The following is a 26,673-nucleotide window of genomic DNA, read 5'->3' as shown; positions in this document are numbered from 1 at the left end:
CTCATCCAGGCAGGCGGAGACACGCGTCTTGAAAAAACAGAAGGGCATCTCCCCTACTTCCGATAACTCCCAGAATCGGAAGTCTGAAAAGCCGTCTTCGAAGCAGGCTGTCCCAGCCAGTGGCACTGTAATGGCTGTTCCGTGCCCCCTGTTCAACACCTATAAAGAGTTTGTTAATCACACTAACGATGAACCTGATCCATGCCTGCCGTGGGTGATGGATTATGTTATGGCCGTCGACGCACAGCTCAAGCCAATGGAGGGTTACGAAGTCGTCAGAGGCTTTCTGCGCGCGTACTCCAATGTTGAGGCGACATTCGTTTCATATCGCACCCATGCCGAGCGCCTGCTGCTTTGGGCATTGTTGATAAGAAAAAAGCCCGTCATGGAACTGCGCCGTGCAGATGCCGAAGCTTTCCTGGAGTTCTGTGCGAGTCCGCCTCTTGACTGGGTTGGCCCGGTTACGAGGAGCAGGTTCATGGTCTCGGCGTCAGACGCAGATTATCCGGTGCACCCAAATCATCGCTGGCGACCCTTTGCAGGAAAGACCGTGGGTAGCGCTGCTGACGCTTATGATGATGCCCGGGGTGCATGTGCTCCGTATCAACCAGCCCGAGCCAGTATTTCCCAAGCGTTTTCCGTCTGCAGTACTTTGTACGAGTACGCGGTTGATGAAGGCCTGACCTCGACGAATCCCTTTCGGGCGATCAAACAGAAATCACGCTTCAAAACGTCACGTGGCACGGCGCTAACTGGCCGTGCACTCACGCCCCTGCAATGGGACTTCGTGCTGTCAACTGCTGAAAAAATGGCAGCAGCGCTTCCAGAGCTACATGAGCGGACGCTTTTCATCGCTGCAACGCTTTTCTCTATGTACCTGCGCGTTTCAGATATCTGCGGGCGAGTGAATTGGCAGCCGACGATGAGTTCGTTTAAGCCAGACCACGAAGGCAACTGGTGGTTTCACCTCATTGGCAAGGGTGATAAGGCGGCCAAAGTGGCCGTCCGGCCGGAATACATCGATCTGTACCTAAAGCGGTACCGGCGCTACATGGGGCTTACTGAGCTGCCGCTACAGAACGAGCACACGCCCCTCATTGCAACCTTGAGTGGTCGTCCAGGTTTGTCTACTCGAAAAGTTCGTTCAATCATCCAGGAGCTGTTTGATTCAGCCGCTGATGAGATGGTGAGCGAAGGTCGTCAATCGGGCGAAATCGAAGCACTAAAAATAGCCTCCACTCACTGGCTGAGGCATACCGCAGCGACGCTCGATGCGCCTTGGCGCGACGCCAAGGATTTGCAGATGGATCTACGTCACAACAATCTTGCCACTACCCAGGATATCTACTACAGCAGCTATGAAGACAAACGCTCGTACTCACTTAGGCAGTTGGGTTTGAAAAACCGAGACTGAAATTTACAGATCACCGGTAGGAAAAGTCATGGAAATAATTCCTCGACCATGCTTCAAAACCCTGACTGATTTTAAGCGACTCGACCCAGACACGTTAGATTATGAGCTTTCAGTCGTCGTAGATTTTCTGGACATCTGTCCACCCAGCAGTCAGCCGGTGGAAAGTTATCTGCTGGTTAAGCAGTTTCTAGCCAATCATGCAGAGCCAACGCGTTACAACAACTACCGGGCTTGTACGGAGCGGCTGTTGCTCTGGAGTCTTTTGGTAGCGAAAAAACCCATAACTAGATTGGTGGAGGTCGATGTTCAGGGGTTTATGGACTTTTGCACCTCTCCACTTGAGTCGTGGATAACCTCAAAAAACTGTAAGCGTTTCACTACCGGTAAACGACCGAGCGCAGACAAATTTAATCCTGAATGGCGCCCTTTTTACCTCAGACAACCGGCTGCCGAGGAAAATGGCGAACGCATTTCTTTTTTAGCCAGCAAGGCGGTACTCGCTCTGCAAATGTCTGTGACAGCAAACTTCTTTTCGTATCTCCACGACAATGATCGGATCGCGGTTAACCCTGCATATCGGCTGCATAGGGCAGGTTTCTACGCGCCGTCTCTCCCTGTGCATACTGGGGATAATGTATTCACCGATCAAGAATTTGCGGTTTTGATGTCAACGCTATCCGAATTGGCAGACGGAGATGTCAAGCAAGAGCGGACATTGCTTATGATTGCATCGATCTATTACCTTAGGCTGCAGCCCAGCGAAATTGATCAGTTTGGACAAAACCTAACCTTTAGTGCCCTACGCCTGACGGCGGATGGCAGCTATGACTTAGCCGAAGATCAATTTCCTGGGAAGTCCGCGTGGAAAATTCATCCCGATTTCGTGGAAAATTATGTCAATCGCTATCGCGAGCGATTTGGGAGAGCCTGGATCCCACTTGAAGATGATCACACCTCCCTACTTGGAAAAAATCGGGGCTCCGACTCGGTCAGCTCAGGTTACGCCAGGTTTCTATTTCGAAACGCATGCCAGCACGTTATTGATAAACTCAGCGAGGACGGATGTGTAGTATCCCCTGATTCTGGTTTTCGTACTGCTAGCCTGTTCTGGCTCCGGGAAACCAGCATGCACCGCAGCGCAAGGGTGTTGACGATGGATAACGTTATTGGACTCGGGCGCAGATCGAACGCTGAAAACCTATACCAACGTTTTTTTGCTTGGCGTGATGAGTGGGTGAGTTGGAGCCAAGGGCGCAAGCCACGCTAGCATTACTCTCCTGGGGTCAGCCTAAGTCGGGCCTGGCTGACCTCATCACCATAGCCAGAAGCGGATCCACACTCTCATCGAGTACAGACCCTAGATATTTCTGACTTGATATGACGCATGCCTATGGCTTGATGAATTTACAGACCAAGATCTCGTGCAAATAGCTTGCAACGAAAGGAGCTCGTTAATAGCTCATCTTTCACTAGCTTGTCGAGAAGTGCATAAGTGAAGTTGGCCCACGGGATTGCCGGACGAATCAAGCGGAATTCACAAATTCCAGCATCGTGGAACCAAATACGTAGTTTTGCATCATGTTGCGCTTTTAGATGAGCCAACGCTCTTATCGCGACAGAGCCTGCCTCTTCAAGTGCATCAATTGGAAGTGGCAGAGCGCCAGCTCGATAATCAGCCTTATTGACGTAGTTCGAATGAAGCTCTTTGAATATCGGTTCGAATGCCAGTGATATCTCGCCAGCAGAGTAGGCCTGGCTAGCGGTTCGCCAGATTATTTTGACCTGCTCGGCGTCAAAACCGCACTCAATCGAAGACTGCTGTACGCAGGAGTAAAGGTCGCGGATTAAAAGAGAGATGCCCGTTCCAGATTGCCTGTAGGCAGCTTTAGCCTGTTTTAGATCTGACCTCCTCCGATGTTCGTTCACTTTCCGCTCCCTTCCTAGTTTGGGCGTGCTACAAATCGCAAAAAAACCTGAGGCTAGTGCAAGCCTTGCACGTATCAAAAAATTGGGTTCCTACTGATTTGAAAGTGATACGACAGTGCGGGAAGTGGAGGATTTGACCGGTTTACTGGTCAAACTTTGGCATTCAAGGTCTAACAACTGGGGTGCAGCTTTGCTGAGCTCTGCGAAAGCCCGAGTTACATGCCCAGTCGTGGCCAAGGTAATCGAGGCTGGCGTTCAGCGGTACCTGGACAGGTTGGCATTCGTCCCCTACCCGCTTGAAACCTCGCGTGCACTCCCAGGCATGCCCGAGATAATCTAGCTTGGCGTTTCGAGGGACGAGCACAACTGAGCACCCGTCGCCCGACCGTTTATAGCCTGCAAGGCATTCCCATCCATGGCCGAGATAGTCGAGCTTAGCGTAGGGTGGCACATTAACGGAGCTGCAAGCCTCGCCGGACTTCCTGTAGCCCTTGGCGCATTCCCAGCCGTGGCCCAAGAAATCCAGGCTTGCGTGAGCCGGAACCACAACCGCGTCACAGCTACTGCCTTGACGCGCATAACCCCGCTGGCACTCCCAGCCGTGACCAAAGTAATCAAGTTTGGCGTGTTGAGGAACGACGACCTCGCGGCAAGCGCTGCCGCTTCTCTGATAGCCCCTGATGCATTCCCAGTTTCGCTTCGTGTAGTCAAACTTGGCGTGCGCCGGGAGCTTCACTTGCGCGTCCGGCGGCCCCGAGCTTGAGGTGCTCGATGGCTGCACTGGCGTGTATGCAGGGACGGGCGACGTCGTCGTGTATGTAGACCCGGACGAACCGTGTGGCTCGGTCAAGGTGCCTGGTTTTCCGGTATATGGATTGACGTTGCCCAGGGTGCTCCAGTTGTTTCCAAAATTACCGTCTGGGGCTGAGCGGTAATGGGGCGCAACGTAGGTTCCGTTTGCACGGGTGTAGCCACTGACGTGAACCGTGCCGCCGCGAGCGTGAGCATCCTCACCACAACCTAAGCCCAGGAGACCGATAATCACCAAAGCAGTAGTGCTCAAATTCCTGAGCCATTTGATCGCCGTGTCCATGGTCACCTACGAAAGATTGGATTGCAGCAGCCGCCATTTCGGTTCGCGACGGGGCTCTTAAGCCATCATAGCAATGAGCCATCAAATCTGTAAGTGTGTGGGTACGCCGCGCGGCGTTTTGTGTCCGTTCTCACGCTAATCGTTCTTGTGCTATGGGCGGCGCTTGGCTGGTCTGCTTGACCTCGGATACGTAGGGTTCTATGCCGTCGGTGCTTACAGCTACGCATTACTCTCCCACTATTACGGGCTGAGCTTCTGGGTCTGCTTACCGATAGCGGGCCTTATGGCTGCCACCTTTGGTTTTCTGTTGGGGTTCCCTGTCCTTCGGCTCAGGGGCGATTACTTGGCAATCGTCACGCTCGGCTTCGGCGAAATCATCCGAATCTTTTTGCGCAACTTGACGGACATCACAGGCGGCCCGAACGGCATCAGCAATCTGGAAAAACCAACATTCTTCGGCTTGACCTTTGAACGTCGGGCCTCGGACGGCATGCAGACATTTCACGAGTTCTTTGGCTTGCCATACAACTCAGTCACCAAAGTGGTTTTCCTGTACCTAGTAGCCCTACTGCTGGTTTTGTTCGCCTTGTTTGTCATCAATCGGCTGCTGAGAATGCCAATCGGGCGCGCTTGGGAGGCCTTGCGGGAGGATGAAATTGCGTGTCGAGCACTAGGCCTCAACCCTACGGTGATAAAGCTGTCAGCCTTCACGTTAGGTGCGTGCTTTGCCGGGTTTGCCGGCAGTTTTTTTGCCGCGCGCCAAGGCTTGGTTACGCCCGAGTCATTCACATTCATCGAGTCGGCCATCATCCTCGCCATCGTCGTCCTTGGGGGCATGGGATCGCAACTCGGCGTCATTCTCGCGGCAGTAGTGATGATCCTCGTACCCGAACTCATGCGTGACTTCAGTGACTATCGCATGCTGATGTTTGGCGCCCTTATGGTGTTGATGATGATCTGGCGCCCCCAGGGCTTGCTCCCAATGCAGCGCCCTCAAATGACCCTAGGCTCGCGCACCGTTGAGGCCTCCCCACCGACTGAAACACAGTCCACATTCATACAGTCGAGCAATCGTGGAGAAGCGCGATGAACCAACCGATCTTGGAAGTCAGCGGTCTTTCGATGCGCTTCGGCGGGCTCCTGGCAGTCAATAACGTCTCTTTGTCCGTACCAGAAAAAAAAGTGGTATCGCTAATCGGGCCCAACGGCGCGGGAAAGACAACGGTTTTCAACTGCCTTACGGGCTTCTACAAACCAACGTCAGGAACAGTCGCGCTGAACGGTGAGCCGATTCAGGGATTGCCAGGCCATACCATCGCGTCAAAAGGAATTGTGCGGACGTTCCAAAACGTTCGACTTTTCAAGGAAATGACGGCGATTGAAAATCTGCTTATCGCACAACACCGCCATCTGAATACGAACTTCCTCTCAGGCTTGTTCAAAACGCCGGACTTTAGGAAGAAAGAGGCTGAGGCAATGGACTACGCGGCTCACTGGCTGAAACGCACAGACCTCCTGGACGTCGCCAACCGGCCTGCAGGTACGCTCGCTTATGGCCAACAGCGACGGCTCGAAATTGCGCGATGCATGATGACCAGACCTCGGCTTCTGATGCTGGATGAGCCTGCTGCAGGGCTGAACCCAAAAGAAACTGAAGACCTTAAGTCAATGATCGGTGTCCTGCGCACTGAGGATGGGGTGACAGTCATGCTGATCGAACACGACATGCACTTGGTCATGAGCATCTCTGACCACATCTACGTCGTGAACCAGGGTACCCCCTTGGCGAACGGAACTGCTGAAGAAATCAAGGCCAATCCAGATGTCATCAAGGCCTATTTGGGGGAGGCTTGAATATGCTGCACTTTGAGAATGTTTCCACTCACTACGGCAAGATTCAAGCGCTGTACGATGTCAGTATTGAGGTAAACCGGGGTGAGATCGTCACTCTTATCGGAGCTAACGGGGCCGGGAAATCGACCCTTCTGATGACTCTCTGTGGGTCACCACGCGCAACAAAAGGGAGCATTCGATACGAAGGGGAAGAGCTTACGACCCGGCAATCGAATGAAATCATGCGCAAGAGTATTGCGGTGGTTCCCGAAGGCCGGAGAGTATTTTCGCGCCTGACCGTTGAGAGAACCTGGCCATGGGCGGGTTCTTCACCGATAAAGCCGACTTCCAAGCCCAGCTGACAAAGGTGCTCGACCTCTTTCCTCGCCTCAGCGAGCGCTACAACCAGCGCGCAGGAACGATGTCTGGCGGTGAGCAACAGATGTTAGCCATTGGTCGCGCGCTTATGAGCAAGCCGAAACTGCTGCTGTTAGATGAGCCGTCCTTGGGTCTTGCTCCGATCATCATCCAGCAGATCTTCAAGATCGTAGAGCAGCTACGTGAGGATGGGGTGACGGTGTTCTTGGTGGAGCAGAATGCCAATCAAGCACTCCGCTTAGCCGATCGGGGCTACGTGCTGGAGAATGGACGAATTGTGCTGCAAGGCAGCGGTGAGGACTTGATGGCCAACCCTCGTGTTCGTGATGCGTATCTGGGCGGTTGAAAGGTCAATCTTCGTGGTGTGAAAAAAGGGCTAACGTATGTTAGCCCTTTTTTTACCCGCTCGTTACACAGCAACAGCGGCGATGCGTGCAACCTCTGCAGAAACCCTGAAGCTCGCAATCTGATCGAAGCTCAGATATTTGTAGATGTCCGAAGACATCTCCTCGATCACCCCTGCATACTCCATGTACTCAGCCACTGTAGGCAGGCGGCCAGTGATCGCAGCCACCGCCGCGAGCTCAGCAGAAGCCAAGTACACGTTTGCACCGTCACCCAGTCGGTTGGGGAAGTTACGGGTCGACGTCGACACGACCGTGGAGTTGGCCTCAACACGAGCCTGGTTGCCCATACAGAGAGAGCAACCTGGAATCTCGGTTCTGGCACCAACGCGCTTATACACCCCGTAGAAGCCTTCCTTGGTTAGCTGATGCTGATCCATCTTGGTCGGAGGTGATACCCACAGTCTGGTAGGGATGGCCCCCTCCACACGCTCCAATAGCTTCCCGGCAGCCCTGAAGTGACCGATGTTGGTCATGCAAGATCCGATAAACACCTCGTTGATCGGAGCCCCTTCGACCTCAGAAAGTTTGCGAGCATCGTCCGGATCATTCGGAGCGCACAGAATAGGCTCGGCGATGTCGTGGAGATCAATTTCGATAACAGCGGCGTACTCAGCATCATCATCTGCAGACAGAAGCTCTGGAGATTTAAGCCACTCCTCCATTGCCCTGGCGCGCCGTTCCAGCGACCGCGCATCGCCATAACCTTCCGAGACCATCCAGCGTAGAAGTACAATGTTCGAGCGGAGGTAACTGGAAATGGCCGAATCAGGCAGCTTGATCGTACAACCGGCTGCGGAACGCTCAGCGGAGGCGTCTGAAAGCTCAAACGCTTGCTCAACGGTCAGATGATCCAGCCCCTCGATTTCGAGGATTCGACCCGAGAAAATGTTCTTCTTACCCTTCTTATCGACAGTCAAATGCCCTTGCTCGATCGCGTAGTAAGGGATCGCATGTACCAGGTCTCGAAGTGTTATACCGGGCCGCATTTGCCCCTTGAATCTGACCAAAACAGATTCAGGCATGTCTAAAGGCATCACACCGGTTGCGGCAGCAAATGCGATCAGGCCAGAGCCTGCAGGAAATGAGATTCCCAGTGGGAAGCGAGTATGAGAATCCCCCCCGTACCGACGGTATCTGGCAACAGCCTCCGGTTAAGCCAGCTGTGGATGATCCCGTCGCCCGCACGCAAAGAAATACCGCCTCGGTTGCGCATGAAGTCCGGAAGCAGGTGATGGGTCATCACATCGACAGGCTTAGGGTATGCGGCTGTGTGGCAGAACGACTGCATCACCAGATCAGCAGAGAAGCCCAGGCAAGCAAGGTCTTTCAGCTCGTCGCGGGTCATCGGGCCTGTTGTGTCCTGAGATCCAACAGTGGTCATCTTTGGCTCGCAATAGGTTCCAGGGCGAACGCCTGCAACGCCTAATGTACGCCCAGGCCGCATTGCAGCCCCAGACAATCTAATGGATTGTCGACATTTTTAGAATAGGCGCCGCCTGACAAAAAGCAGTCAGGATCTTTCAACCAATATAAATATCTATATTATTCATATAATTAAATAAAATAATCCGATCATCTGAAAGCCAAAACCTATCTCCAAGATTCAGTCTACTTTTCTCAAAGCGTCATAATTGTCGACAACCGGCCATGTTCCCGTGACAACCGAAACTCTGATTCCACGCCTGGACACCAAGTGAGAGCTTGCTGGCAGGCTTAGACTTCCATAAGGGAAGGTATTGGCTCGTCTAAACCGATGGGAAAAACAGATAACTACGTCCGTATCGTGACAAAAATGACCAGCACGAATAACAGCTATCTGATTGGCGACGCTTCGTACTGGTACCATCAGACCCGTCATCTGACTCGTGCAACTGGTAGCGCTTTAATCATGCGGCGATCGCTCTAGCACGCGTCTTCAAACTATCTCCGTACAGCCACCCATCAAGTGAACCAATGACCTCGGATTCAGCTACAGATAGCTTCTCAACACCTAGAAGTGGAACCTCGGCAGTGAACATTGCCCAAGGCGTGATTGCAGCCATGTCTTTCAGCATCCTGCTCGCCGGCACAAATGCAACAACCCCGATGTTGCCGATATATCACCGGGTTCTGCATTTCTCACCTCTCATGATGTCGATGACATTCGTGGCTTATGTGGCCATCCTGATTTCCACACTACTGTTTTGCTCTCGACAAGGCGTGGCCAGATGGTCACCACCTCTTCTGGTGAGCGCGCTGTTGATATCTGCGATTTCTGATTACCTCTTATCCACAGCGTCAGAGTCTTGGATTCTGATGGGGCGAGCGATCGCCGGCATCGCAGGAGGGATTGGAACGGGATCCGCAGCGGCGCTTGTCGTCGCAGCACTGGGTGCCAAGGGTCGCTCAGTTTCCGCCACCGGCAATCTGATTGGCGCCGTTGGAGGGACGGCGCTCGCTCAGTACTGCGTTATACGCTTAGGGGATGCAGCGATTCACTGGACTTTCATCATTCATGGCGGGGCATGCCTGATTTTGGCCGGTTGCCTGGTGACGGTTCCAGCGTTTCGCGCAAAGACAAACCGTATTCAGCTTCGAAATAAACTCAGCACCGAAACTGCGTCATGGCACGTCCTTAAACATAACCGGATCCCAATGTTGGTAGGCTCCTTGGGTTGGATGCTGATTAGCGCCGCGATTGTGACACTTCCGGTTTTCTTCGGTGCGTTGGGAATGCAGTGGATCAGCTCGTACGGGGTGATTGTGCTTCTTACAGCATGTGCAGCGGGCCAATTAGGCAGCCCTTGGCTAACGAGGGTCGCACCCTGGATGTCAGGAATCTTCGGTATGATCATCGGATCAGCATTGATTATCGCCGGTGGCGCCCTACTGAGTTCCGCAGTAGCTTTTTTCGGCTTCATTGCGGCTGGAGTAGGCATCGGAGTTTCGTATCGGCTGAGTCTCGTCGTTGTAACGCGGGGAGCATTACCCGCCCAACAAGGCACGCTATCCTCTTTATATGCCGCTTTCACCTACGCAGCTGCAGCGGTTGGTGTCTTGGCTATAGGTATTGCAGGAAATGCGATTGGACTGCACCAAACCGTCATCGGCATCACTGTAGGGATGATTTGCGCACTGGTACTTGTTGCCAAAAAAGCACCCCGACTGGCGCATGCTTATGAATAGCGGTGATTTATTGCGGGGACAATTCCTCTTTCGGTGTTACCCCGCGTTGCAATTTTTCTCGACACCGAGTTGATGGTCTTACGCGATTGCGGTAAAACTACATTTGTCTGACCGGCTCCGGTTTTAACCGCCAATGCCGTTCGTAGTCCCCTTTGGCAAGTTCGTACGAATCAAATTAATAGGTGACGATGCCTCGATGCAGCGAAAGGATGAATTGGGATCAGCCCAGCCACAAATGCGGCCTTCGCCAAGCCTCCAGCCGCAGACGCGCCGAAAAGCCAGAGCCACAGTGAGATCTAACACGAAGATCCTTGACGAAATCACGGACTCAATAGGTGCCCCTTAGGCGTTTGAGCCGCTGCCTAAGGTGATCGACTGGGAAAAGGTTTGGTACGCTAGACAGAAGCAGCAAAGCAGCTAATGCGCTCGGACTACAAAGAAACACCGAGGGAAAGAAGCCTTCCAATTTTGCGGGTCGCCTCCTGCATCAACTGGGTAAGCGTTGGAAGGTCACGTTCGTCTTTACGATATTGAGGGATGGTAGCGGAGATCGAACCCCGGACTCTACCATCTACAAAGAACGGAACGGCCAAACCAAAAGCGCCCAATACTCGCTCGCCTGTCCCCGTAGCCCAGCCTCGTTGAGCGATCAACTCCAGATCAGAATTCAACTTAGCACGGTCAATTATCGTGGCTTCAGTAAGTCTGATTAGTTCAATTGAATCAATGGTTTGCTGGTCGCAATACGCAAGCACAGCCTTCCCCGCTGCACCAGCATAAAGGGGAACATCGGTATTCACCGAAAGCTGATACTGGATCGGCCTCCAGCCCTGAATTACGTCGAGAAACATGGCTCGTTTAAGTACTTCATCGAACGACAAGATGGCAATGGTTTCGCCAGTTTCCTGTACCAACTTGTGAACGGTTGAGCGAGTCAGATCAGCGATATTGTCCCTGTAGCCCAGCCTGGATGCCCATTGATAGAGTTTGGGGCCGGGGTACAAAGTTGAGCCTACTGAAACGACAATCCCTGCCTGTTCACCGGAATGCACCAAACGCTTGGCAGTGGCGGCATTACACAGCAACTGATCCTGAAGCCCGACCGTGTTTTTAACCCCTTGAGGGAAAGCACATGCGATAAGCAGAAGTCGCTCCAACCGCGATACCGTCGACTTGGTATCCTCCAGCGTAACCACTGGATCAGAGCTATTACGCTGATTTGAAGCCCCGTTAACTGCCGCACCGAGCTTGTCCGCAAAACTCACAACGAGATGTTCAGCTTGTTCTGTGGCTTGGACATGTTCGCCATCTGCGGAGTGAATGGAGACGGCGACGATCATCCCGTTATGCAGCTTTTGAACTGCCACCGACAATGGCTCCGGGAACTCTGACTCCGACAGTGTTCCCGGCAGCCCCCTGAGCGGTAGGTCATCATGAACGTGACTGGAGTCTGCCGACGGAATCGACTGAACGAGTTCACCGGCATCCAAGAAAGCAGCCAATTGCTTACCAATCCCTCCGAACGACTGCGGATGCATGACACCTAGCTCGGGCCTAAACGTCAGCGAGGTTTGGGGCTCGCTGCAAGCCGCAACGAAATACCTCCCATCAACGGGGTTGCAGATCGAAATCAGCGCAGTTGCACGTGTTGCGTTGGCCAATTCCGCAAGTCCGTCCTTACCAAGTTGTAGCAAAACGCTTCCAGATGACAACGCGTTCGTAAGCACACTCAGCCTGGGCCCAATCGTGTACTTACCTGCCCCCGCTTCGAGGGCGAAGCCTTGCTCTACCAAGGAATGCAAAATCCGATTAACGGTGCTTCGGCTCTCATCCAGCTCAGCCGCCAGCTCTCGGACGCCCCATGGCTCGGCACCGACCCGGAAGACGAGCGCATCGATCACCTCAATCAGTCTTGTGTGGCTGGATGCAGGTGAACTGGTCTGGAGGCCACGACTTACGGGGATTTCTTGAGCCATTGGGAGATCGAGTTATTGTCTAGGGGCTCCATTCTGCGGGCGAACCAACTCCTACCGCAATGATACTTGGCAGTTGACAACCCTCTCAGCCTTCTAGATTCTAGAAAAAACAAAAGCAGGACACTGTCCCATTTTTTGAAATGGCAGAGTCCAACAACCTGGAGTGGCCATGAATAACAACAACGTTATGGCGGAGCCCGTCGTGCTGCCGACCAAAACCAAGGAGCAGGTGACGAAGGCCAAGAAGGCCACCCGTGCAGCCGTGTTTGGAACCTTCGTCGAGTACTACGACTTCAGCGTGTATGGCTACGTTGCCGCCACGCTCGCCATGGTCTTCTTCCCATCTGACGATCCCACGATTGGGTTGCTCAACACTTTTCTGGTGTTTGGCTCAGCCTTTCTCGTTCGACCTCTGGGAGCCATCGGCTTCGGTTGGCTAGGCGACAAAGTGGGTCGCCGCACCAGTCTGATTGCCAGTATCACCTTGATGGGTGCGGCAGCGACTCTGATCGGCCTGCTACCAGGTTATGCAGTCATCGGAGTTTGGGCGCCGATTCTGCTGGTCGCGCTGCGGATGCTTCAAGGCTTCTCAGCCGGCGGCGAAATCGGCGGTGCAGCCAGCTACATCCGTGAATGGGCGCCTGCCAATCGCCGGTCGCTGTACATCTCTTTCCTGCCCTCCATCGCCCAGCTCGGCAAAGGCCTGGCCGCTGCCATCGCAGGCCTCGCTGCGGCCACGCTGACCGATCCGCAGATGCTCGAATGGGGCTGGCGCGTGCCATTCCTCCTTGCTCTACCCTTGGGCATCATTGGTCTGTGGATGCGCCTGAGCATCGAGGACAGCCCGGAGTTCGAATCGAAAAAAGACGAGACGACGGTCAAGAAGAGCCAACCCTTTGCCGAGCTGATTAGCAGCTACCCTCGGGCGCTGTTCAAGGTCATCCTGATTGCCCTCGTGCAAAACATCGGCACCTACATCGGTACCGTGTTCATCGCCGCGTACTTCAGCTCTATCCTGGGTTACACCAAGGGGCAGGCCTCGACCATTGTTCTGATCGCCGTAATCCTTGCAGCCTTCCTGATCCCTCTGGCTGGCCAGCTTGGCTCCTATCGCGGCGGCAAATCGATCCTGCGCCTCTCGTACCTCGCCTACGCCTTGCTTTCGATCCCATCGTTCATCTTGATGCAGCAGGGCTCGGTCAACCTCGCAATCGCGGGTCTGGCACTGGGAATGATCCCGTACGCCCTGTGCCAAGCGGGTACCTATTCGGTAATGCCCGAGTTTTTCCCGATGCACATCCGCCACACCGGCGTTGCTTTCGGCCACAGCGTAGGAGCAGTTATCGGTGGTGGCGCCGGCCCTTACTTCGCTACCTGGCTCATCGGTGCCACGGGCAATCAGTACACCCCCGCTTACATCTTGTGTGTTGCCGGCCTCATAGGGCTGATCGTCATCTCGACCGTTCGCAAGAACGTGTCAACCGACCAAGACACCACTTCACATCAATATTCCTAAGGTGCCGATCATGCCTTTGATTTATGTCACTAGCCCCGTCCATAAGGACGTGTTGACTCAGCTCGCAACCGTTGGAGAAGTGCGTCTTGGTTATGGCCCAAACGCTGTGTCTTACGAAGAAATTCAAAAACAGGTGGATGCCGTATTTCTTCGTGGGGGACATATCTCTGCCGAGATGATTGCCGCCTCGCCAAAGCTGCGAATTGTGGCTCGCCACGGCGCCGGTTATGACAACGTCGACTTCAAGGCCGCTGCCGATTACGGCGTCTGGGTAACGAACACTCCTGGCTCCAATCGCAGAAGCGTCGTCGAGCACGTGTTTGCTCTGCTGCTGAGCTTGGGTCGCAAACTGCAGATGGCATCGGAGCAGACTCGCAACAACATTTGGGCCGAGGATCGCCTATCGCTGACCGGCATAGAGCTAGAAGGACGCACGCTTGGGCTGATCGGTTTCGGTGACATCGGTCAGCACGTGGCTCCGGTAGCAGAAGCGTTCGGCATGAAAGTACTGGCCACTGATCCAGCCTACGACGCGAGCTTCGACAAACGCCTGGTTAGCCTAGAAACCCTTCTGGCGAACTCCGATGTCGTCAGCCTTCACGTTCCACTTTTGCCCGGAACACGCAAGCTGATCGGCAGTCCGGAGCTGGAGAAGATGAAGACCGGTGCCATTTTAATCAACACCAGCCGTGGCGGTGTGATGGATGAAGCTGCCGTAGCCGCAGCGCTCAAATCAGGGAAATTGGGTGGCGCCGGAGTGGATGTTCTGGACGCTGAGAACGTGGACATGATTCACCCGTTCAAGCACAACGAATTCCCCATCTCCGATCTGCCAAACCTGATCGTTACCCCGCATGTAGCCGGACAGACCAATGAATCTCTTCTTCGGGTAGGGATGAGCGCTGTCGATGCCATCGCAGCGGTACTCCGAGGGGAAGCCCCTCAGCATCCAGTAAATAAGCCAGTCGCAAAATCATTCGACTGAATACACCGCTCACCAACTGTAAGAGGTCACCATGTTTATCAATGCATCAGATGAAAACATCGCAGTGAGCGATAACTGGGAGCGTGCGCCCCTCAATCTGATTGAAGACATTTCCCATTACCCTGTTGCACTGATCGGCGATGTGCTTCAACGCTTGGGCATGATGGCTTCGGCCATCCACCACGTCGCCGGTAAGCCATCTTTTTTTGGGACGGTTTTGCCGATCCTGACCTGGGAGGGAGACAACCTCGCGATCCATCGAGCCTTGGATGACGCTCAGCCAGGAGATGTTTTGGTCATTAATGGCAACGGCGAAACCAACCGGGCCGTTTTTGGCGACTTGCTCGGTGAAGTCTGCCTTGCACGCAAAGTGGCAGCCGTCGTCATCGACGGCGCAGTACGTGACATTGAAGAGCTCGACATCATGGGGCTGCCAGTCTACGCACGAGCAGTGAATCCAGCCGGCCCATCCAAATACGGGCCAGGTCATGTTGGATCTCCAGTGGCGTGCGGCAACGTCGTGTGCAATGCCGGTGACGCTATCTTGGGTGATCGCGACGGCATTATCGTGATCAGTCGACAGATCCTGCCAGCCCTGGCGGATAAGCTGAAAGTCCAGGACGGAATCGAGAACTCGTTCCGCGAGCGAGTGAGGGCAACCATTCGCTAACGCCAGTACCGAAGCAAGCGAGGCCCACTGGGGTTTCGCTTGTGGAAGACGTCCGAGCAGCGCCCCCTCGAATTCATAAGGGCCAGCTCCACATACCTCTCCGCAAACCGCCCAAAGAACACAAAAATATGGGAGTTTGACCATGCGTAAACGCTACGTAGTTTATGGCCTACTGTTCTCGCTGACCGCTATCAACTATATCGACCGTATGGCGCTCGCCATCGCGTCTCATCAAATCACCACAGAATTCAACATCAGCCCCTTCATGCTGGGCTTGCTGCTCTCATCGTTTCTGTGGCTTTACCTCTTTGCCCTCATCCCGATGGGTATGCTGGTCGACCGCTATGGAACCCGTCTGGTCAACGCTTGGGGGATTGGTGTGTGGTCGTTCGCTACTCTACTTTCCGCAGCCTCGGGTGGTTTCTTATCAATGTTGATCACCCGATTGATGATGGGTGTCGGTGAGTCGACCTCCTACCCTGCGGGCGGAAGAGTCCTTAGAGAATGGGTGCCAGCACGTGAGCGGGGAATGGCGACGTCTCTGTTCCACGCGGGGAGCTTGATTGGCCCCGCGATAGCGGCACTTGGCTTGAGTATTATCGTTAACAGCTACGGATGGCGGTCTGCGTTCGTGCTGGCAGCAGTCATAGGCTTCGTATGGCTCGCCGCATGGCTCATCTGGTTCAGACAACCTGAGAAGGCCTCATGGCTGTCAGACGAAGAGCGAGCACTGATCCTCAGCACTCGGGATACCGCGACCATCGCGCATAGTCCGGATTTGCCGCGACTGGGACTGAAAACACTTCTTCGCTCCAAAACGTTATGGGCGATAACATTCACCCACGGCTGTGCCGTGTACACCACTTACCTCTTTCTCACCTGGCTCCCGAGTTACCTTCAGGCAGAAAAAGGGCTGACGCTATTGAAGAGTGGCCTGTACACCGCGATCCCTTATTTGGGCGCCGCAGTGCTGGGGATTGTAATCGGTACACTCGGCGACCGCATCATGGCCAGCAAATCGTTAGGAGACGGCCAGCGCCGAGTCGTCGTTGCTGCCTGCCTTCTGATGTCTACGCTTATTTTTTTCGTTCCTTTCCTCGACGATATTCGTCTGATCCTCGCAGTCTTCACCCTTTCCCTCACCGGTTGCACAGCTGCCGTTGCGGCCAACCTTTCGCTCATCAACGACCTGATCCCTTCCAAAGAGGACTCGGGAACAGCCATCGCGGTGATCAGCACTGGAGGCAACTTTTTCGGAATCTGCGCGCCTATTGTCACCGGCTATGTGATCTCGATCACCAACCAATATCAGTACGGATTCGTCATCGCGGGGATATTGCTCGCAGTAGGCTCCTTGGTGTCGATGTTTCTTACCCGCAATCCGATTGGCCAACGTCAGGAGGTTCACGATGTTCGAATCGCCCAAAGTTCTCCACAGTGAAATCTTCGCGAGCTACCCCCTCTCACTACAGACTGGAAACGAGCATTCCAGCTGGAGCAAGGCACAGCCGGGCAAGCATGTTCACAAAAGCTTTCTGGAGGGCCCATCGTTCGATAAATCAGGAATGCTGTGGTGCGTGGACATCGTCAACGGGCGCTTACTCAATGTCGACCGTGCCGGCACTTTCTCAGTAGCCGCTGAGTACGATGGCTGGCCAAACGGGCTAAAAATCAGAGAGGACGGCCTCGTTTTCGTCGCGGATTACAAGCACGGAATCATGATCCATGAGCCTGGATCCGGGAAAGTGATCCCGCTGCTGGAGCGCGCAGGTGTCGAACGCTTCAAGGGAGTTAACGACCTGTTCTTTGCGCGCAATGGTGATCTCTATTTCACCGATCAAGGACTCACCGGCTTACACGATCCGTCTGGGCGAGTATTTCGTCTGAGGCCCGACGGTCGGATCGATTGCATTCTTGATTCAGTACCGAGCCCTAATGGGCTCGTCATGAACCTGGACGAGGACGCTTTGCTGTTGGCAGTCACACGCGCGAACGCTATCTGGCGGGTGCCACTAACAGACCATGGAGCAGCCAAGGTGGGAACGTTTATCCAGCTATCCGGTGGTATCGGCCCAGATGGTCTGGCACTGGATGCTCAGGGCGGGCTTTGGATTGCTCATGCAGGCATGGGGTCGGTCTGGGGGTTCAACGCCATTGGTGAGCCACAGACGCGGATCAAAGCCCAGAGCGGATTGCTGACTACCAACCTTGCTTTCGCCTGCCACACGAGCAATGACCTCTACTTCATTGAATCCGCCTCTGCGACCATACAGCGAGTGGATAGTGCTGTGCCAGGGAAAGCGATGGCGTCACACGTCGAGTCCCCTGTCCCACCGAGATAAGCCCACAATCCGAGGTGATGATAATGATGGGGCCGGTTTTCCAGGCACTGATCCCCGTGGTCGCTCTAATCGTTTTAGGGTTTCTGATTGTCCGTGTCGGATGGCTACGGGCCGAAGGGATGAGGGACATTTCGAACGTCGCATTTCTGGTGCTGGCCCCGGCGTTGCTTTTTCGTAGCATGGCGACAGTGCATCTCGCTGAAATTGACTTCACACCTGTCGCTATCTACTTCTGTGCAATATGGATCGCCTTCGCCATCATCATGGCCAAGCATGGGTTGAATAAGCGGGCAGCCGTCCTTGCGTTGTCTACCACATTCTCAAACACCCTGATGATAGGTGTGCCTCTGGTGAGCCTGGCGTACGGCCAGGAAGGCCTCGTCACCCTTTTTGCATTGATGTCGGTGCATTCCCTAATCATGCTGACCATGGTTACCAGCATCGTCGAATTCGCGGACGCGCGTGAAGCCAACTCCAGCGCGGGCACTGCAGGGTGGAGCTCTCGACTCATCAGCCTCGGCCTAACGCTGATGAGGGCTACCAAAGCAACGTTGCTTCACCCCGTTCCGCTACCGATATTGATTGGATTGCTCTACTCGACCACCGGACTGACTATCCCCTTACCACTTGATCAAACGCTCCAGTTAATTGGCAGCGCGTTCTCACCCATCGCGCTGATGCTCGTGGGGGCGACGCTTGCAATCAACAAAGACCTCGGACATATCAAAACAGGCCTTCTACTCGCGCTGACCAAGAACTGCATTCATCCTCTGGTGATGTTCACACTTGGAATCCTGGTGGGTTTGAAAGGCGTTGGGTTCAAGGTAATGATTCTTTCCGCCGCATTACCCATTGGCGCCAATGTCTATCTCTACGCCACCCGCTACAAAGTCGCAGAACAGGAGGTCACTGCCAGTATTGCGGCCTCAACGGTACTCGCCCTTGTAACACTCACGGCTGTAATGCTGGCTATCACACATGTGCGCTGAGGATCAAAGCAAGCCCGTCGGCCTACGTTGTTGCCAGTGAGCTCCACCGACTGATCTCACACCTCAGATCAAGGCTGATGTCCGAGGGCCCGCGAAAACTATTGAGTGACGAATCAATATCTTCTAGATCCCTCATGACCCCATCGCCTTGGCCTGCTATTCCTGCCCTTGAGAGGTGACCGTGACGCCACTGGCAGTACGTTGCACCAAGCGCATCCCGATCAGCCGTTAGCTCCTGCACCTGCACCTGCTCACTAAGCCTAAGCCTAAGCCTAAGCCTAAGCCTAAGCCTAGCGTTGGGCATATCCGGTAACGCAGGGCGCGGCTAACGCTGCAGTCCTCCACAACGCGCGCAAAAGCAAGGATTGCCGACACATGCTCAATAACGCCGAAGTTCAAATTTCAACAAGCCGACTGTCCACAATAATGATGAGTCCTTGACTTTCGAGAGACCAAACAATATTAATGACTTTAAGGTCATTAATATTTGTGAGGTTGGATCATGGCGCAAACCGACGTTCTCATAGTCGGAGCCGGCCTACTGGGCTCGCTCTAGCTCTGTGGCTCACTAAGCAGGGGGTTGCCGTAAGGATCGTGGATAAGAGCAGCGGCCCGGGTGAAACTTCTCGCGCAATGGCTCTTCAGGCGCGAACACTGGAGTTCTATCGCCAACTCGGCATGGCCGATGCGGTCGTAGAGGCCGGCTATAAAACTCCCGCCATGAATATGTGGGCAAGAGGTAGCCGAAAGGCCCGCATCCCCTTGATCGATGCAGGCGGAGAAATCTCTCCCTATCCATTCGTTTTGGTGTATCCCCAAGATCGCCACGAACGCTTGCTAGTGGAGCAGCTCAAGGTGCTCGGCGTCGAGGTCGAACGCCAGACCGAACTGTTGTCTTTCAAAGATGATGGGAGCGAGGTTACTACCATTTTGAAACAGGCTGACGGGCAGGAGGAAGCCTTCACATCGGCCTATCTTGCAGGGTGTGACGGTGCTCGTTCTCTCGTTCGTCATGAGATCGGCAGCGGCTTCGAGGGCGGAACTTACAAGCAGCTTTTCTATGTGGCTGATGTCAGCGCATCGGGCGTAGAACCTGCTGGTGAAGCGCACATCGCTTTTCATAAGTCCGAGTTTGTGATGGTCATGTCATACGGTGAAGCTAACCAATATCGCCTTATTGGCATCGTCCAAGACAAGCGTGCCGAGCATCCAGAAACACTCACTTTTGCGGATGTCGGCCATGAGGCAATCAATGGTCTAGGTATCAAAATCACCAACGTGAATTGGTTCTCCACTTATCGGGTTCACCACCGGGTCACGGATCAATTCAGACGTGGTCGAGCGTTTCTGCTTGGAGATGCTGCCCATGTCCATAGCCCGGCAGGAGGCCAAGGTATGAATACAGGCATCCTGGACGCCATCAACTTGGCGTGGAAATTAGCAGCGGTGCTGAAAGGGATGGCTTCCGATTCCTTGCTTGATAGCTATCAAGTCGAGCGCCAAGCCTTCGCCCGCAAGCTAGTGGAGACTACTGACAAACTGTTCACATTTGCGACCGCACAAGGCGGCTTTGCGGACTTTGTACGAACACGCATCGCTCCTATCTTCGCGAGTGTCGCGTACAAAAGCGAAAACGTGCGCGAATACATGTTCCGAATGGTTTCTCAGACGACTCTGAACTACCACGAGAGCCATTTGAGCCAAGGCAAGGCAGGTGAGGTTCAGGGCGGAGATCGTTTGCCATGGGTACCTGTGCCCGGCGCAGATAACTACGAGCCTCTCCGTGCAATCCATTGGCAGGTTCACGTCTACGGTGAGCCTAAGGCAGACCTCATGGACTGGTGCAAAAAGTACGACACGCCGCTTCATGCTTTCGCTTGGCAGCATGAGCATCAGGAAGCAGGACTCGTTAAGGACGCCGCCTACCTGCTTCGCCCCGATACCTACGTGGCACTGGCTGATCCCAAGGGACAATCAGCTACCTTGGGCCTCTACTTCAGTGAACAAGGCTTTATACTGCCGGTTTGAGCAGTCAGGCTAGGCGATGGACTCTACGGATACCAAACCCAAATGGAACCGACGCAAGGACGCGCGGCCCGCTGAGATAATCGAGGCGGCTTTGGATATATTTGCGGAAAGTGGTTTTGCTGCTGCCAGGCTGGGCGATGTGGCAACGAGAGCGGGCGTGGTCAAAGGTACGCTGTACCGCTATTTTGACACGAAAGAAGACCTGTTCCGCGCAGTCGTCCAGCACGCCGTTTCAATCAACCTGAAAAATATCGAACTGATTTCTACCGGGTTTCGGGGGACGCTTCGTGAACTGGTACCTTTGATCCTCAACGGCGCAGCCGGTCGGATGGGGGATAGTCGAGTTCCAGCCCTGGCCCGACTCGTCATCGGCGAAAGTCGAACCTTTCCTGATCTGGCGACGATTTGGCACGACAACGTTGTTGCACAGATGCTGCGGTTGATGACCGGAATCATTGCCGAAGCGCAGCAGCGCGGTGAGGTTCGGCCTGGCGACCCGGCCCTGTACGCTTTTTCAGTGTTGGGCCCAATGGTTGCCGGCGCGCTATTTCAAGAGATGTTCGGTCTATCCAGTCCTTATGCCCCCGACCTCCAGGCGCTTGCCAAGCAGCATGGGGATACAGTTGTCAGGGGAATGCTGGTATCAGTGGACTGAAGCCAATAGTTGCTGATACGCAATGTGTATTCAACGGGCTCCACTGCCCTTCGTGTCCGCGTGCGACAAGTTCGTCTACATCGAACTGCTCCGTGACGATGCGGTGACGCCGGCGAGCGAAGAGCTTGGGTCGGATGCATACACGAGCACCGATGCCATAAAGACTGCCTCAGACGGGCCGAAAAAGCCAAAGGCTCCAGTGGGATTTATCGCGAAGATCCTGGACGACATTGCGGACGAAGATGGATGAGCGCATCTAGGCGCGCTGGGCACCAACATCACGAAGCTGCGGCCTGCGTTTGCCCCCCGTACTCATGGCTACAAAAAGCTGAGCGATCTCATCAGGGGCAATCCTCAGGCGTTTGAGCTACAGGCGAGAGGTGCCTCAGGCGGGACATCGGTGATGTACGCAAGGCACAAGCAACCAGGGAAGTGATGGCCCTATTGAGGATTCCGTTACTCAATATCCACTTCCGCCACAACCTCTCGAATCATACTCATGAATGCACGGGCTGCTGGAGACTGAAGTGCGGCGGCTCTATAAGTGAGCCCTATTGGTCGGGTGGTGTGACTTAGCACCAGTGGCACCGGGATCAGGTCTTTACTATCGATCTCATACTGAAGTTGATGCGCCGAAACGGCGGCGAGCATGTCAGAGTTCAAAAGCACTCCTCGAAGTATCGCAAGGTCTCCGGTTTCCACCCCCGGTGGCGGCGAGCTGATACCTATGTGTGCAAAAAACGTTGAAAGCAGTTCACGTGCCGGCGAGCCAGATCTTGGCAGCACCCATTTTGCAGAAGCGAGCATTGCCGGTGTAACTCTCCGGCCTGCCCACGGGTGCCCACGACGCATCAAGATCACTAGATTTTCCCGCATCAGCTCTTCGCCTTGCAGGTCTGAGCCATAGGAAGATGAACGCAAGGCACCAAAGACTAAATCCACATCGCCTGACCGTAACTCGCTAGCCAAGAGGTCAAACGGGCTCTCGTTCGTGACGATTGAAACGCCGGGATGGCGACCGGTGAGGCGCACTATTGCTTGCGGAAGAATATGAGTCCGCCCCAACGGCAGCGCTCCAACATGTACGGTGCCTTTAACAACGCCATCCAAAAATGTGATGTCTGCTTCCAAATGGCGGAGCTCATTCAACGCACGCCGAGTGTGGAGCAGAACCGTAGACGCCGGCCTGGTTGGCAACAAGCCTTGAGGTGTGCGCTCGAAAAGACTGACGCCACAGCCTTGTTCTAGAATCTTTATCGCCGCGCTTATTGCGGGCTGAGATACGCCCAGCACCATGGCTGCGGTTTGCATATTTTGGGTTTCGCAAAGCCGAGCAAATATCTCCAGACGTCGATTCTGGAACAAATAAAGCGGCTCCCCCGCCCGTTCCTTCCCTCTACCGAGAACCTGCGGGATACATAGGAGTTCAGCCACCGCGCGCTTGGCCCGTGGGAGAATTGACGCGCCTTGCCGGGTCAGTCGCATACCGCTCGCATTGCGCTCAAATACGGACACCCCCAAAGACGACTCGAGTGAAATGATTGATCGAGTAACGGCTGATTGAGCGCGTAACAAGGCGGCAGCTGCTTTAGAGATGCTCCCGGTCTCAACCACGTACAAGAATGCTCGGATCTGCATCAGGCTAGGAGAAAAAGGGGGTGTCATGAGTTCGCCCTCTCAGCGCTCGTCGGTATATCGCAGGATGGCGTGGCCATCCCAATAAGTAAAATGCATACCTTGAGAGGAGGAAGGCATTATCTGCTTAAGGTACACGTATGCGACGGTATGTCCCATTGATCCCCACGATGAGATGAGCCTCAAATGAACACCTCACAACAAAAAACAGCCTTGATCGTCAGTGCACATTCCGCCGATTTTGTTTGGCGCGCGGGTGGCGCCATCGCTCTACATGCCCAGCAGGGATATGCCGTACACATCGTTTGCCTGTCCTACGGGGAACGCGGTGAGTCTGCCAAATTGTGGCGCAAGGGTGAGATGACCGAAGAGAAGGTGAAAGCGGCTCGTCGTGAGGAAGCTCAAGCTGCCGCTGACATCCTGGGCGCCAGCGTCGAGTTTTTTGATATTGGTGACTATCCGATGCGCGCAGACAAGGAAACCTTGTTTCGCCTGGCCGACGTCTTTCGACGAGTTCAGCCGGAGTTTGTACTGAGCCATTCAATTAAGGATCCGTACAACTACGACCACCCACTGGCGATGAACCTCACTCAGGAAGCCCGCATCATTGCTCAGGCTGAAGGCTACAAGCCTGGCGAAAAGATCGTCGGCGCTCCCCCTGTCTATAGCTTTGAGCCACACCAGCCTGAGCAGTGTGAGTGGAAACCTGATGTGCTGCTGGACATCACTGAGGTGTGGGACAAAAAGTACGCGGCGATTCAATGCATGGCAGGTCAGGAGCACCTCTGGGAGTACTACACCCGCGTAGCCCTTCAACGCGGCGTGCAAGCCAAGCGCAACGTCGGCATCGCCTCTTCGCGAAACATTGTCTACGCAGAAGGCTATGAAAGCCTCTTCCCTCGCGTTACGGAGAACCTGGGATGAGCAGCCTCATTGGAAAGACAGGCATTGTGATTCGCAATATTCCCCGAGCTGACGGCAACCTGATAGACGCGCTGAACGAGTTCGGCGTCGCAACGGTGCACGAGGCCCAAGGCCGCAAAGGGCTGCTCGATAACGCGATCCGTCCCATCCAGCAAGATCATGGCATTAGTGGTTCCGCCGTGACGGCACTGGTTGCCCCCGGCGACAACTGGATGTTTCACGTCGCGGTAGAACAGTGTCGGCCAGGAGATGTCTTGGTCGTGGCGACTTCCTCCCCATGCACTGACGGCTACTTCGGTGACCTACTCGCAACTTCCCTACAAGCTCGGGGAGTAAGAGGACTGATCATCGATGCAGGCGTAAGGGACACACGAACGCTCAGGGAAATGGGTTTCAAGGTCTGGTCACGAGCCGTGCATGCCCAAGGCACAGTGAAAGAGACGATTGGCTCGGTGAACACTCCGGTAGTCTGCGCCGGCCAGTTGGTTGAACCTGGAGACGTGGTGGTTGCAGATGATGACGGCGTTGTGATCGTCAGACGGCAGGAGGTTCGGGCAGTGGTCGATAGCAGTCGCAAACGTGCTGACCTAGAGGAACAAAAGCGACTGCGTCTCGCCGCAGGTGAATTAGGCCTCGATATTTACACCATGCGCCAGAAGCTCGCTGATCGCGGCTTGGTCTACTACAACACTCTCAGCGATCTGGATGGATGACGCCATGAGCCAGACTCGAATTCCTTGTCTGTTGATTCGCGGCGGCACCTCTAAAGGCGCATTCTTCTTGGCGAGTGAGCTGCCTCCTGAAGGCGAGGCGCGAGACCAGGTATTACTTGCTGCCATGGGCTCCCCCGATCCACGCCAGATTGATGGCATTGGTGGCGCTAACTCGCTCACTAGCAAGGTTGCGATCATCAGCCCTTCAAATCGTCCCGACGCTGATGTGGACTACTTGTTCGCCCAGGTTTCAGTTGAGGAAGCCAAGGTAGATTACGGCCAAAACTGCGGAAATATCCTGGCAGGTGTAGGCCCGTTCGCCATCGAGCGGGGCTTAATAAAAGCACATGATTCGATCACACCCGTACGCATCTTCATGGCCAATACGGGCCAGACCGCAATCGCTCATGTCCAGACGGTTGACGGTCGAGTTGAGTATGACGGAGAGGCCAGAATCGATGGTGTTCCGGGTACCAGTGCTCCTTTGATTGTCGAATTCCAGGACATCGCTGGCTCCAGCTGTGGGGCTCTACTTCCCACAGGCAACGCAGTCGACCAAGTCGATGGTGTTGAGGTGACATGCATTGATAACGGTATGCCCGTAGTCCTGATAAGAGCAGCCGATCTGGGCCGCACAGGATACGAAAGCCCTGAGGAGCTCGATGCCGATACCCAGCTTAAATCGAAGCTTGAGGCCATCAGACTACAAGCCGGGAAGCTGATGAATCTGGGTGACGTTAGCAGCCGAACCGTACCCAAGATGTCTTTGGTCGCGGCTGCGCGTGATGGCGGCGCGATCAGCAGCCGCACATTCATTCCCCACCGCTGCCACACATCCATCGGTGTATTCGGCGCGGTCAGTGTCGCGACAGCCTGTCGCCTTGAGGGCACGGTTGCTTCAGGTGTCGCTCGAGTCGAGCCCGGTGATCACTTACGAATATCCGTGGAACATCCAACTGGAGAATTCTCCGTTGAGCTTCGCATGCGAGAAGACAAGATCGCAGGCTGTGGCCTGGTGCGTACGGCTCGATTGCTCTTTGACGGACATGTGCTAATCCCTGCCTCAATCTGGCCATCGGTAACTACAAAATGATCAAAACCCTTACCTTGATCGGCTTCGGTGAAGCTGGTGGCATCCTAGGGCAAGACCTTGCTGCCGCTGGCGTAGAAGTTTTCACCTATGATCGATTGCACGACGACCCGAAAAAACGACCAGCCCTGCTCGAAAAAGGGCGACGTTGCGGCGTGACCGTCTGCGATAGCGCTGCCCTTGCCCTATCGCGCGGCGAGTGGGTGATTTCTGCCGTGACCGCCGACAGTGCCCTGAGGGTCGCACAGGATGCGGCTCCACTGATGCTGAAGGGGCAGTTGTTCATAGATATCAACTCCGTTGCACCTGCAACCAAGCGGGTGGTAGAAGCCGTGATGGCCCAGTACGGAATTGATTACATTGACGCCGCTGTCATGGCGCCCGTTCCTCCGCAGCGACTGCTCACGCCCATACTGCTCGGCGGCACTCGTTCTGATGAGGTCTGCTCTCAACTCAACGCTCTTGGCATGAACACCCGCGTGGTCGCCAACACCATTGGCGTGGCCTCAGCGATCAAGATGTGTCGAAGCATCATGATCAAAGGCTTAGAGGCCCTCACGACGGAGTGTTTGAGCGCTGCTCGCCAGTACGATGCGGAGGATGAAGTTCTCACGTCGCTGCACAAAAGCTTTCCAAGTATGGGATGGAACAGTGATCTCCCGCACTATCTGATCAGTCGCGTGGCAGAGCACGGGCTACGCCGATCAGAGGAGATGAAAGAGGTAGCGAAGACAGTTAGCGATGTCGGTGTTGCCGCTTACATGAGTCGGGCGATAGTGAGCTCACAACGAGGGCTTATAGACTCAATGGCTGAAGCGGACATCGAATATTCGACGCTGGAACCCTTCAGTTGGAGTGTATTGGTCGACACCCTCTATGGCAGCTCAGCCGCCAAGCAAAGTGAAGCCCTAGAAAAAGGGTAAGATAAGGTCTT

The 26,673-nt window shown here is 54.6% G+C and carries 18 protein-coding genes and 6 pseudogenes; 19 read left to right on the top strand and 5 right to left on the bottom strand.

The genetic code is table 11. The features are described 5' to 3' along the window. Positions 1-130: 130 nt before the first annotated feature. Together AUC60_RS01860 and AUC60_RS01855 are read left to right on the top strand one after the other, a co-directional pair. The gene (locus AUC60_RS01860) at positions 131-1,414 is read left to right on the top strand and encodes a tyrosine-type recombinase/integrase (RefSeq protein ID WP_087264495.1); all 1,284 of its coding nucleotides are present in this window, start codon (positions 131-133) and stop codon (positions 1,412-1,414) included. A 28-nt stretch (positions 1,415-1,442) separates the two neighbouring features. Further along, positions 1,443-2,681, top strand: coding sequence for a hypothetical protein (locus AUC60_RS01855; RefSeq protein WP_087264380.1), 1,239 nt, complete (start codon positions 1,443-1,445; stop codon positions 2,679-2,681). 137 nt (positions 2,682-2,818) lie between these two features. On the opposite strand, the gene AUC60_RS01850 is transcribed toward AUC60_RS01855, so the two are convergent. Further along, positions 2,819-3,340, bottom strand: a complete 522-nt coding sequence (locus AUC60_RS01850) for a hypothetical protein (RefSeq protein WP_087264379.1) — start codon at positions 3,338-3,340, stop codon at positions 2,819-2,821. Between the two features lie 1,256 nt (positions 3,341-4,596). Between AUC60_RS01850 and livM the strand changes: the two are divergent. The 3 genes and pseudogenes from livM to AUC60_RS01830 all read left to right on the top strand — a co-directional run. Next, positions 4,597-5,523: pseudogene (livM, locus tag AUC60_RS01840) on the top strand (high-affinity branched-chain amino acid ABC transporter permease LivM); the annotation flags it as partial. Continuing rightward, positions 5,520-6,287 (top strand): high-affinity branched-chain amino acid ABC transporter ATP-binding protein LivG, encoded by a 768-nt coding sequence (livG, locus tag AUC60_RS01835; protein WP_087264378.1) that lies wholly within the window; start codon positions 5,520-5,522, stop codon positions 6,285-6,287. The pseudogene livM and the gene livG, both read left to right, overlap by 4 nt. Positions 6,288-6,289: 2 nt before the next feature. Next, positions 6,290-6,990, top strand: a pseudogene (locus tag AUC60_RS01830) (ABC transporter ATP-binding protein). A gap of 63 nt (positions 6,991-7,053) precedes the next feature. Here AUC60_RS01830 and AUC60_RS01825 read toward each other — a convergent pair. Further along, positions 7,054-8,468, bottom strand: a pseudogene (locus AUC60_RS01825) (bifunctional aconitate hydratase 2/2-methylisocitrate dehydratase); the annotation flags it as partial. A 593-nt stretch (positions 8,469-9,061) separates the two neighbouring features. Between AUC60_RS01825 and AUC60_RS01820 the strand changes: the two are divergent. Beyond that, complete coding sequence (locus tag AUC60_RS01820; protein ID WP_158099090.1) at positions 9,062-10,216, top strand: MFS transporter; 1,155 nt, start codon at positions 9,062-9,064, stop codon at positions 10,214-10,216. Positions 10,217-10,647: 431 nt separating this feature from the next. Here AUC60_RS01820 and AUC60_RS01815 read toward each other — a convergent pair whose 3' ends face one another. After that, the gene (locus AUC60_RS01815) at positions 10,648-12,192 is read right to left on the bottom strand and encodes an IclR family transcriptional regulator domain-containing protein (RefSeq protein WP_087264376.1); all 1,545 of its coding nucleotides are present in this window, start codon (positions 12,190-12,192) and stop codon (positions 10,648-10,650) included. Positions 12,193-12,361: 169 nt separating this feature from the next. Between AUC60_RS01815 and AUC60_RS01810 the strand changes: the two genes are divergently transcribed. The 9 genes and pseudogenes from AUC60_RS01810 to AUC60_RS28380 form a co-directional block, all read left to right on the top strand. After that, positions 12,362-13,708 carry an MFS transporter gene (locus tag AUC60_RS01810; protein WP_087264375.1) on the top strand — a complete coding sequence of 449 codons (1,347 nt, stop codon included), beginning with the start codon at positions 12,362-12,364 and terminating at the stop codon, positions 13,706-13,708. A gap of 10 nt (positions 13,709-13,718) precedes the next feature. Then, on the top strand, positions 13,719-14,693 hold the full coding sequence (locus tag AUC60_RS01805; RefSeq protein ID WP_087264374.1) for a hydroxyacid dehydrogenase: 975 nt from the start codon (positions 13,719-13,721) through the stop codon (positions 14,691-14,693). A 31-nt stretch (positions 14,694-14,724) separates the two neighbouring features. Then, complete coding sequence (locus AUC60_RS01800; RefSeq protein ID WP_087264373.1) at positions 14,725-15,363, top strand: RraA family protein; 639 nt, start codon at positions 14,725-14,727, stop codon at positions 15,361-15,363. Positions 15,364-15,505: 142 nt separating this feature from the next. Then, the gene (locus AUC60_RS01795) at positions 15,506-16,804 is read left to right on the top strand and encodes an MFS transporter (RefSeq protein WP_087264372.1); all 1,299 of its coding nucleotides are present in this window, start codon (positions 15,506-15,508) and stop codon (positions 16,802-16,804) included. Then, positions 16,773-17,705, top strand: a complete 933-nt coding sequence (locus tag AUC60_RS01790; RefSeq protein ID WP_087264371.1) for an SMP-30/gluconolactonase/LRE family protein — start codon at positions 16,773-16,775, stop codon at positions 17,703-17,705. Before AUC60_RS01795 ends, AUC60_RS01790 begins: the two co-directional genes overlap by 32 nt. A 23-nt stretch (positions 17,706-17,728) precedes the next feature. Beyond that, complete coding sequence (locus tag AUC60_RS01785; protein WP_087264370.1) at positions 17,729-18,694, top strand: AEC family transporter; 966 nt, start codon at positions 17,729-17,731, stop codon at positions 18,692-18,694. 502 nt (positions 18,695-19,196) lie between these two features. Next, positions 19,197-20,722 (top strand): annotated as a pseudogene (locus tag AUC60_RS01780) (FAD-dependent monooxygenase). A gap of 16 nt (positions 20,723-20,738) precedes the next feature. Then, entirely contained in the window at positions 20,739-21,377 is a 639-nt protein-coding gene (locus AUC60_RS01775; RefSeq protein WP_087264368.1) for a TetR/AcrR family transcriptional regulator, read from the top strand. A 181-nt stretch (positions 21,378-21,558) separates the two neighbouring features. Then, positions 21,559-21,813 (top strand): annotated as a pseudogene (locus tag AUC60_RS28380) (OST-HTH/LOTUS domain-containing protein); the annotation flags it as partial. Between the two features lie 20 nt (positions 21,814-21,833). On the opposite strand, the gene AUC60_RS01765 reads toward AUC60_RS28380, so the two are convergent. Both AUC60_RS01765 and AUC60_RS28315 read right to left on the bottom strand, forming a co-directional pair. Beyond that, complete coding sequence (locus AUC60_RS01765; protein ID WP_338014009.1) at positions 21,834-22,742, bottom strand: LysR family transcriptional regulator; 909 nt, start codon at positions 22,740-22,742, stop codon at positions 21,834-21,836. A gap of 111 nt (positions 22,743-22,853) precedes the next feature. After that, a pseudogene (locus AUC60_RS28315) lies at positions 22,854-23,015 on the bottom strand (helix-turn-helix domain-containing protein); the annotation flags it as partial. Positions 23,016-23,198: 183 nt separating this feature from the next. On the opposite strand from AUC60_RS28315, the gene galB reads away from it, so the two are divergent. The 4 genes from galB to AUC60_RS01745 are packed head-to-tail and all read left to right on the top strand — an operon-like array spanning position 23,199 to position 26,662. After that, positions 23,199-23,936 carry a 4-oxalmesaconate hydratase gene (gene galB, locus AUC60_RS01760; RefSeq protein ID WP_087264364.1) on the top strand — a complete coding sequence of 246 codons (738 nt, stop codon included), beginning with the start codon at positions 23,199-23,201 and terminating at the stop codon, positions 23,934-23,936. Continuing rightward, positions 23,933-24,649 (top strand): 4-carboxy-4-hydroxy-2-oxoadipate aldolase/oxaloacetate decarboxylase, encoded by a 717-nt coding sequence (locus tag AUC60_RS01755; RefSeq protein ID WP_087264362.1) that lies wholly within the window; start codon positions 23,933-23,935, stop codon positions 24,647-24,649. Before galB ends, AUC60_RS01755 begins: the two co-directional genes overlap by 4 nt. A 4-nt stretch (positions 24,650-24,653) precedes the next feature. Next, complete coding sequence (locus AUC60_RS01750; protein ID WP_087264360.1) at positions 24,654-25,742, top strand: 4-oxalomesaconate tautomerase; 1,089 nt, start codon at positions 24,654-24,656, stop codon at positions 25,740-25,742. Beyond that, positions 25,739-26,662 (top strand): NAD(P)-dependent oxidoreductase, encoded by a 924-nt coding sequence (locus AUC60_RS01745; RefSeq protein WP_087264359.1) that lies wholly within the window; start codon positions 25,739-25,741, stop codon positions 26,660-26,662. The genes AUC60_RS01750 and AUC60_RS01745 overlap by 4 nt, the downstream gene beginning before the upstream one ends. Positions 26,663-26,673 lie beyond the last annotated feature (11 nt).

It is taken from the genome of Pseudomonas caspiana, assembly GCF_002158995.1.
Taxonomy (GTDB): domain Bacteria; phylum Pseudomonadota; class Gammaproteobacteria; order Pseudomonadales; family Pseudomonadaceae; genus Aquipseudomonas; species Aquipseudomonas caspiana.
Note: the sequence above shows the minus strand (reverse complement) of the source record. Positions and strands in the feature narration are given on the sequence as shown.

Coding starts and splice junctions, on each gene's coding strand:
- AUC60_RS01860 (WP_087264495.1), top strand. CDS start 131: ATGGCTGTTCCGTGCCCCCTGTTCAACACCTATAAAGAGTTTGTTAAT.
- AUC60_RS01855 (WP_087264380.1), top strand. CDS start 1,443: ATGGAAATAATTCCTCGACCATGCTTCAAAACCCTGACTGATTTTAAG.
- livG (WP_087264378.1), top strand. CDS start 5,520: ATGAACCAACCGATCTTGGAAGTCAGCGGTCTTTCGATGCGCTTCGGC.
- AUC60_RS01815 (WP_087264376.1), bottom strand. CDS start 12,192: ATGGCTCAAGAAATCCCCGTAAGTCGTGGCCTCCAGACCAGTTCACCT.
- AUC60_RS01810 (WP_087264375.1), top strand. CDS start 12,362: ATGAATAACAACAACGTTATGGCGGAGCCCGTCGTGCTGCCGACCAAA.
- AUC60_RS01805 (WP_087264374.1), top strand. CDS start 13,719: ATGCCTTTGATTTATGTCACTAGCCCCGTCCATAAGGACGTGTTGACT.
- AUC60_RS01800 (WP_087264373.1), top strand. CDS start 14,725: ATGTTTATCAATGCATCAGATGAAAACATCGCAGTGAGCGATAACTGG.
- AUC60_RS01795 (WP_087264372.1), top strand. CDS start 15,506: ATGCGTAAACGCTACGTAGTTTATGGCCTACTGTTCTCGCTGACCGCT.
- AUC60_RS01790 (WP_087264371.1), top strand. CDS start 16,773: ATGTTCGAATCGCCCAAAGTTCTCCACAGTGAAATCTTCGCGAGCTAC.
- AUC60_RS01785 (WP_087264370.1), top strand. CDS start 17,729: ATGATGGGGCCGGTTTTCCAGGCACTGATCCCCGTGGTCGCTCTAATC.
- AUC60_RS01775 (WP_087264368.1), top strand. CDS start 20,739: ATGGACTCTACGGATACCAAACCCAAATGGAACCGACGCAAGGACGCG.
- galB (WP_087264364.1), top strand. CDS start 23,199: ATGAACACCTCACAACAAAAAACAGCCTTGATCGTCAGTGCACATTCC.
- AUC60_RS01755 (WP_087264362.1), top strand. CDS start 23,933: ATGAGCAGCCTCATTGGAAAGACAGGCATTGTGATTCGCAATATTCCC.
- AUC60_RS01750 (WP_087264360.1), top strand. CDS start 24,654: ATGAGCCAGACTCGAATTCCTTGTCTGTTGATTCGCGGCGGCACCTCT.
- AUC60_RS01745 (WP_087264359.1), top strand. CDS start 25,739: ATGATCAAAACCCTTACCTTGATCGGCTTCGGTGAAGCTGGTGGCATC.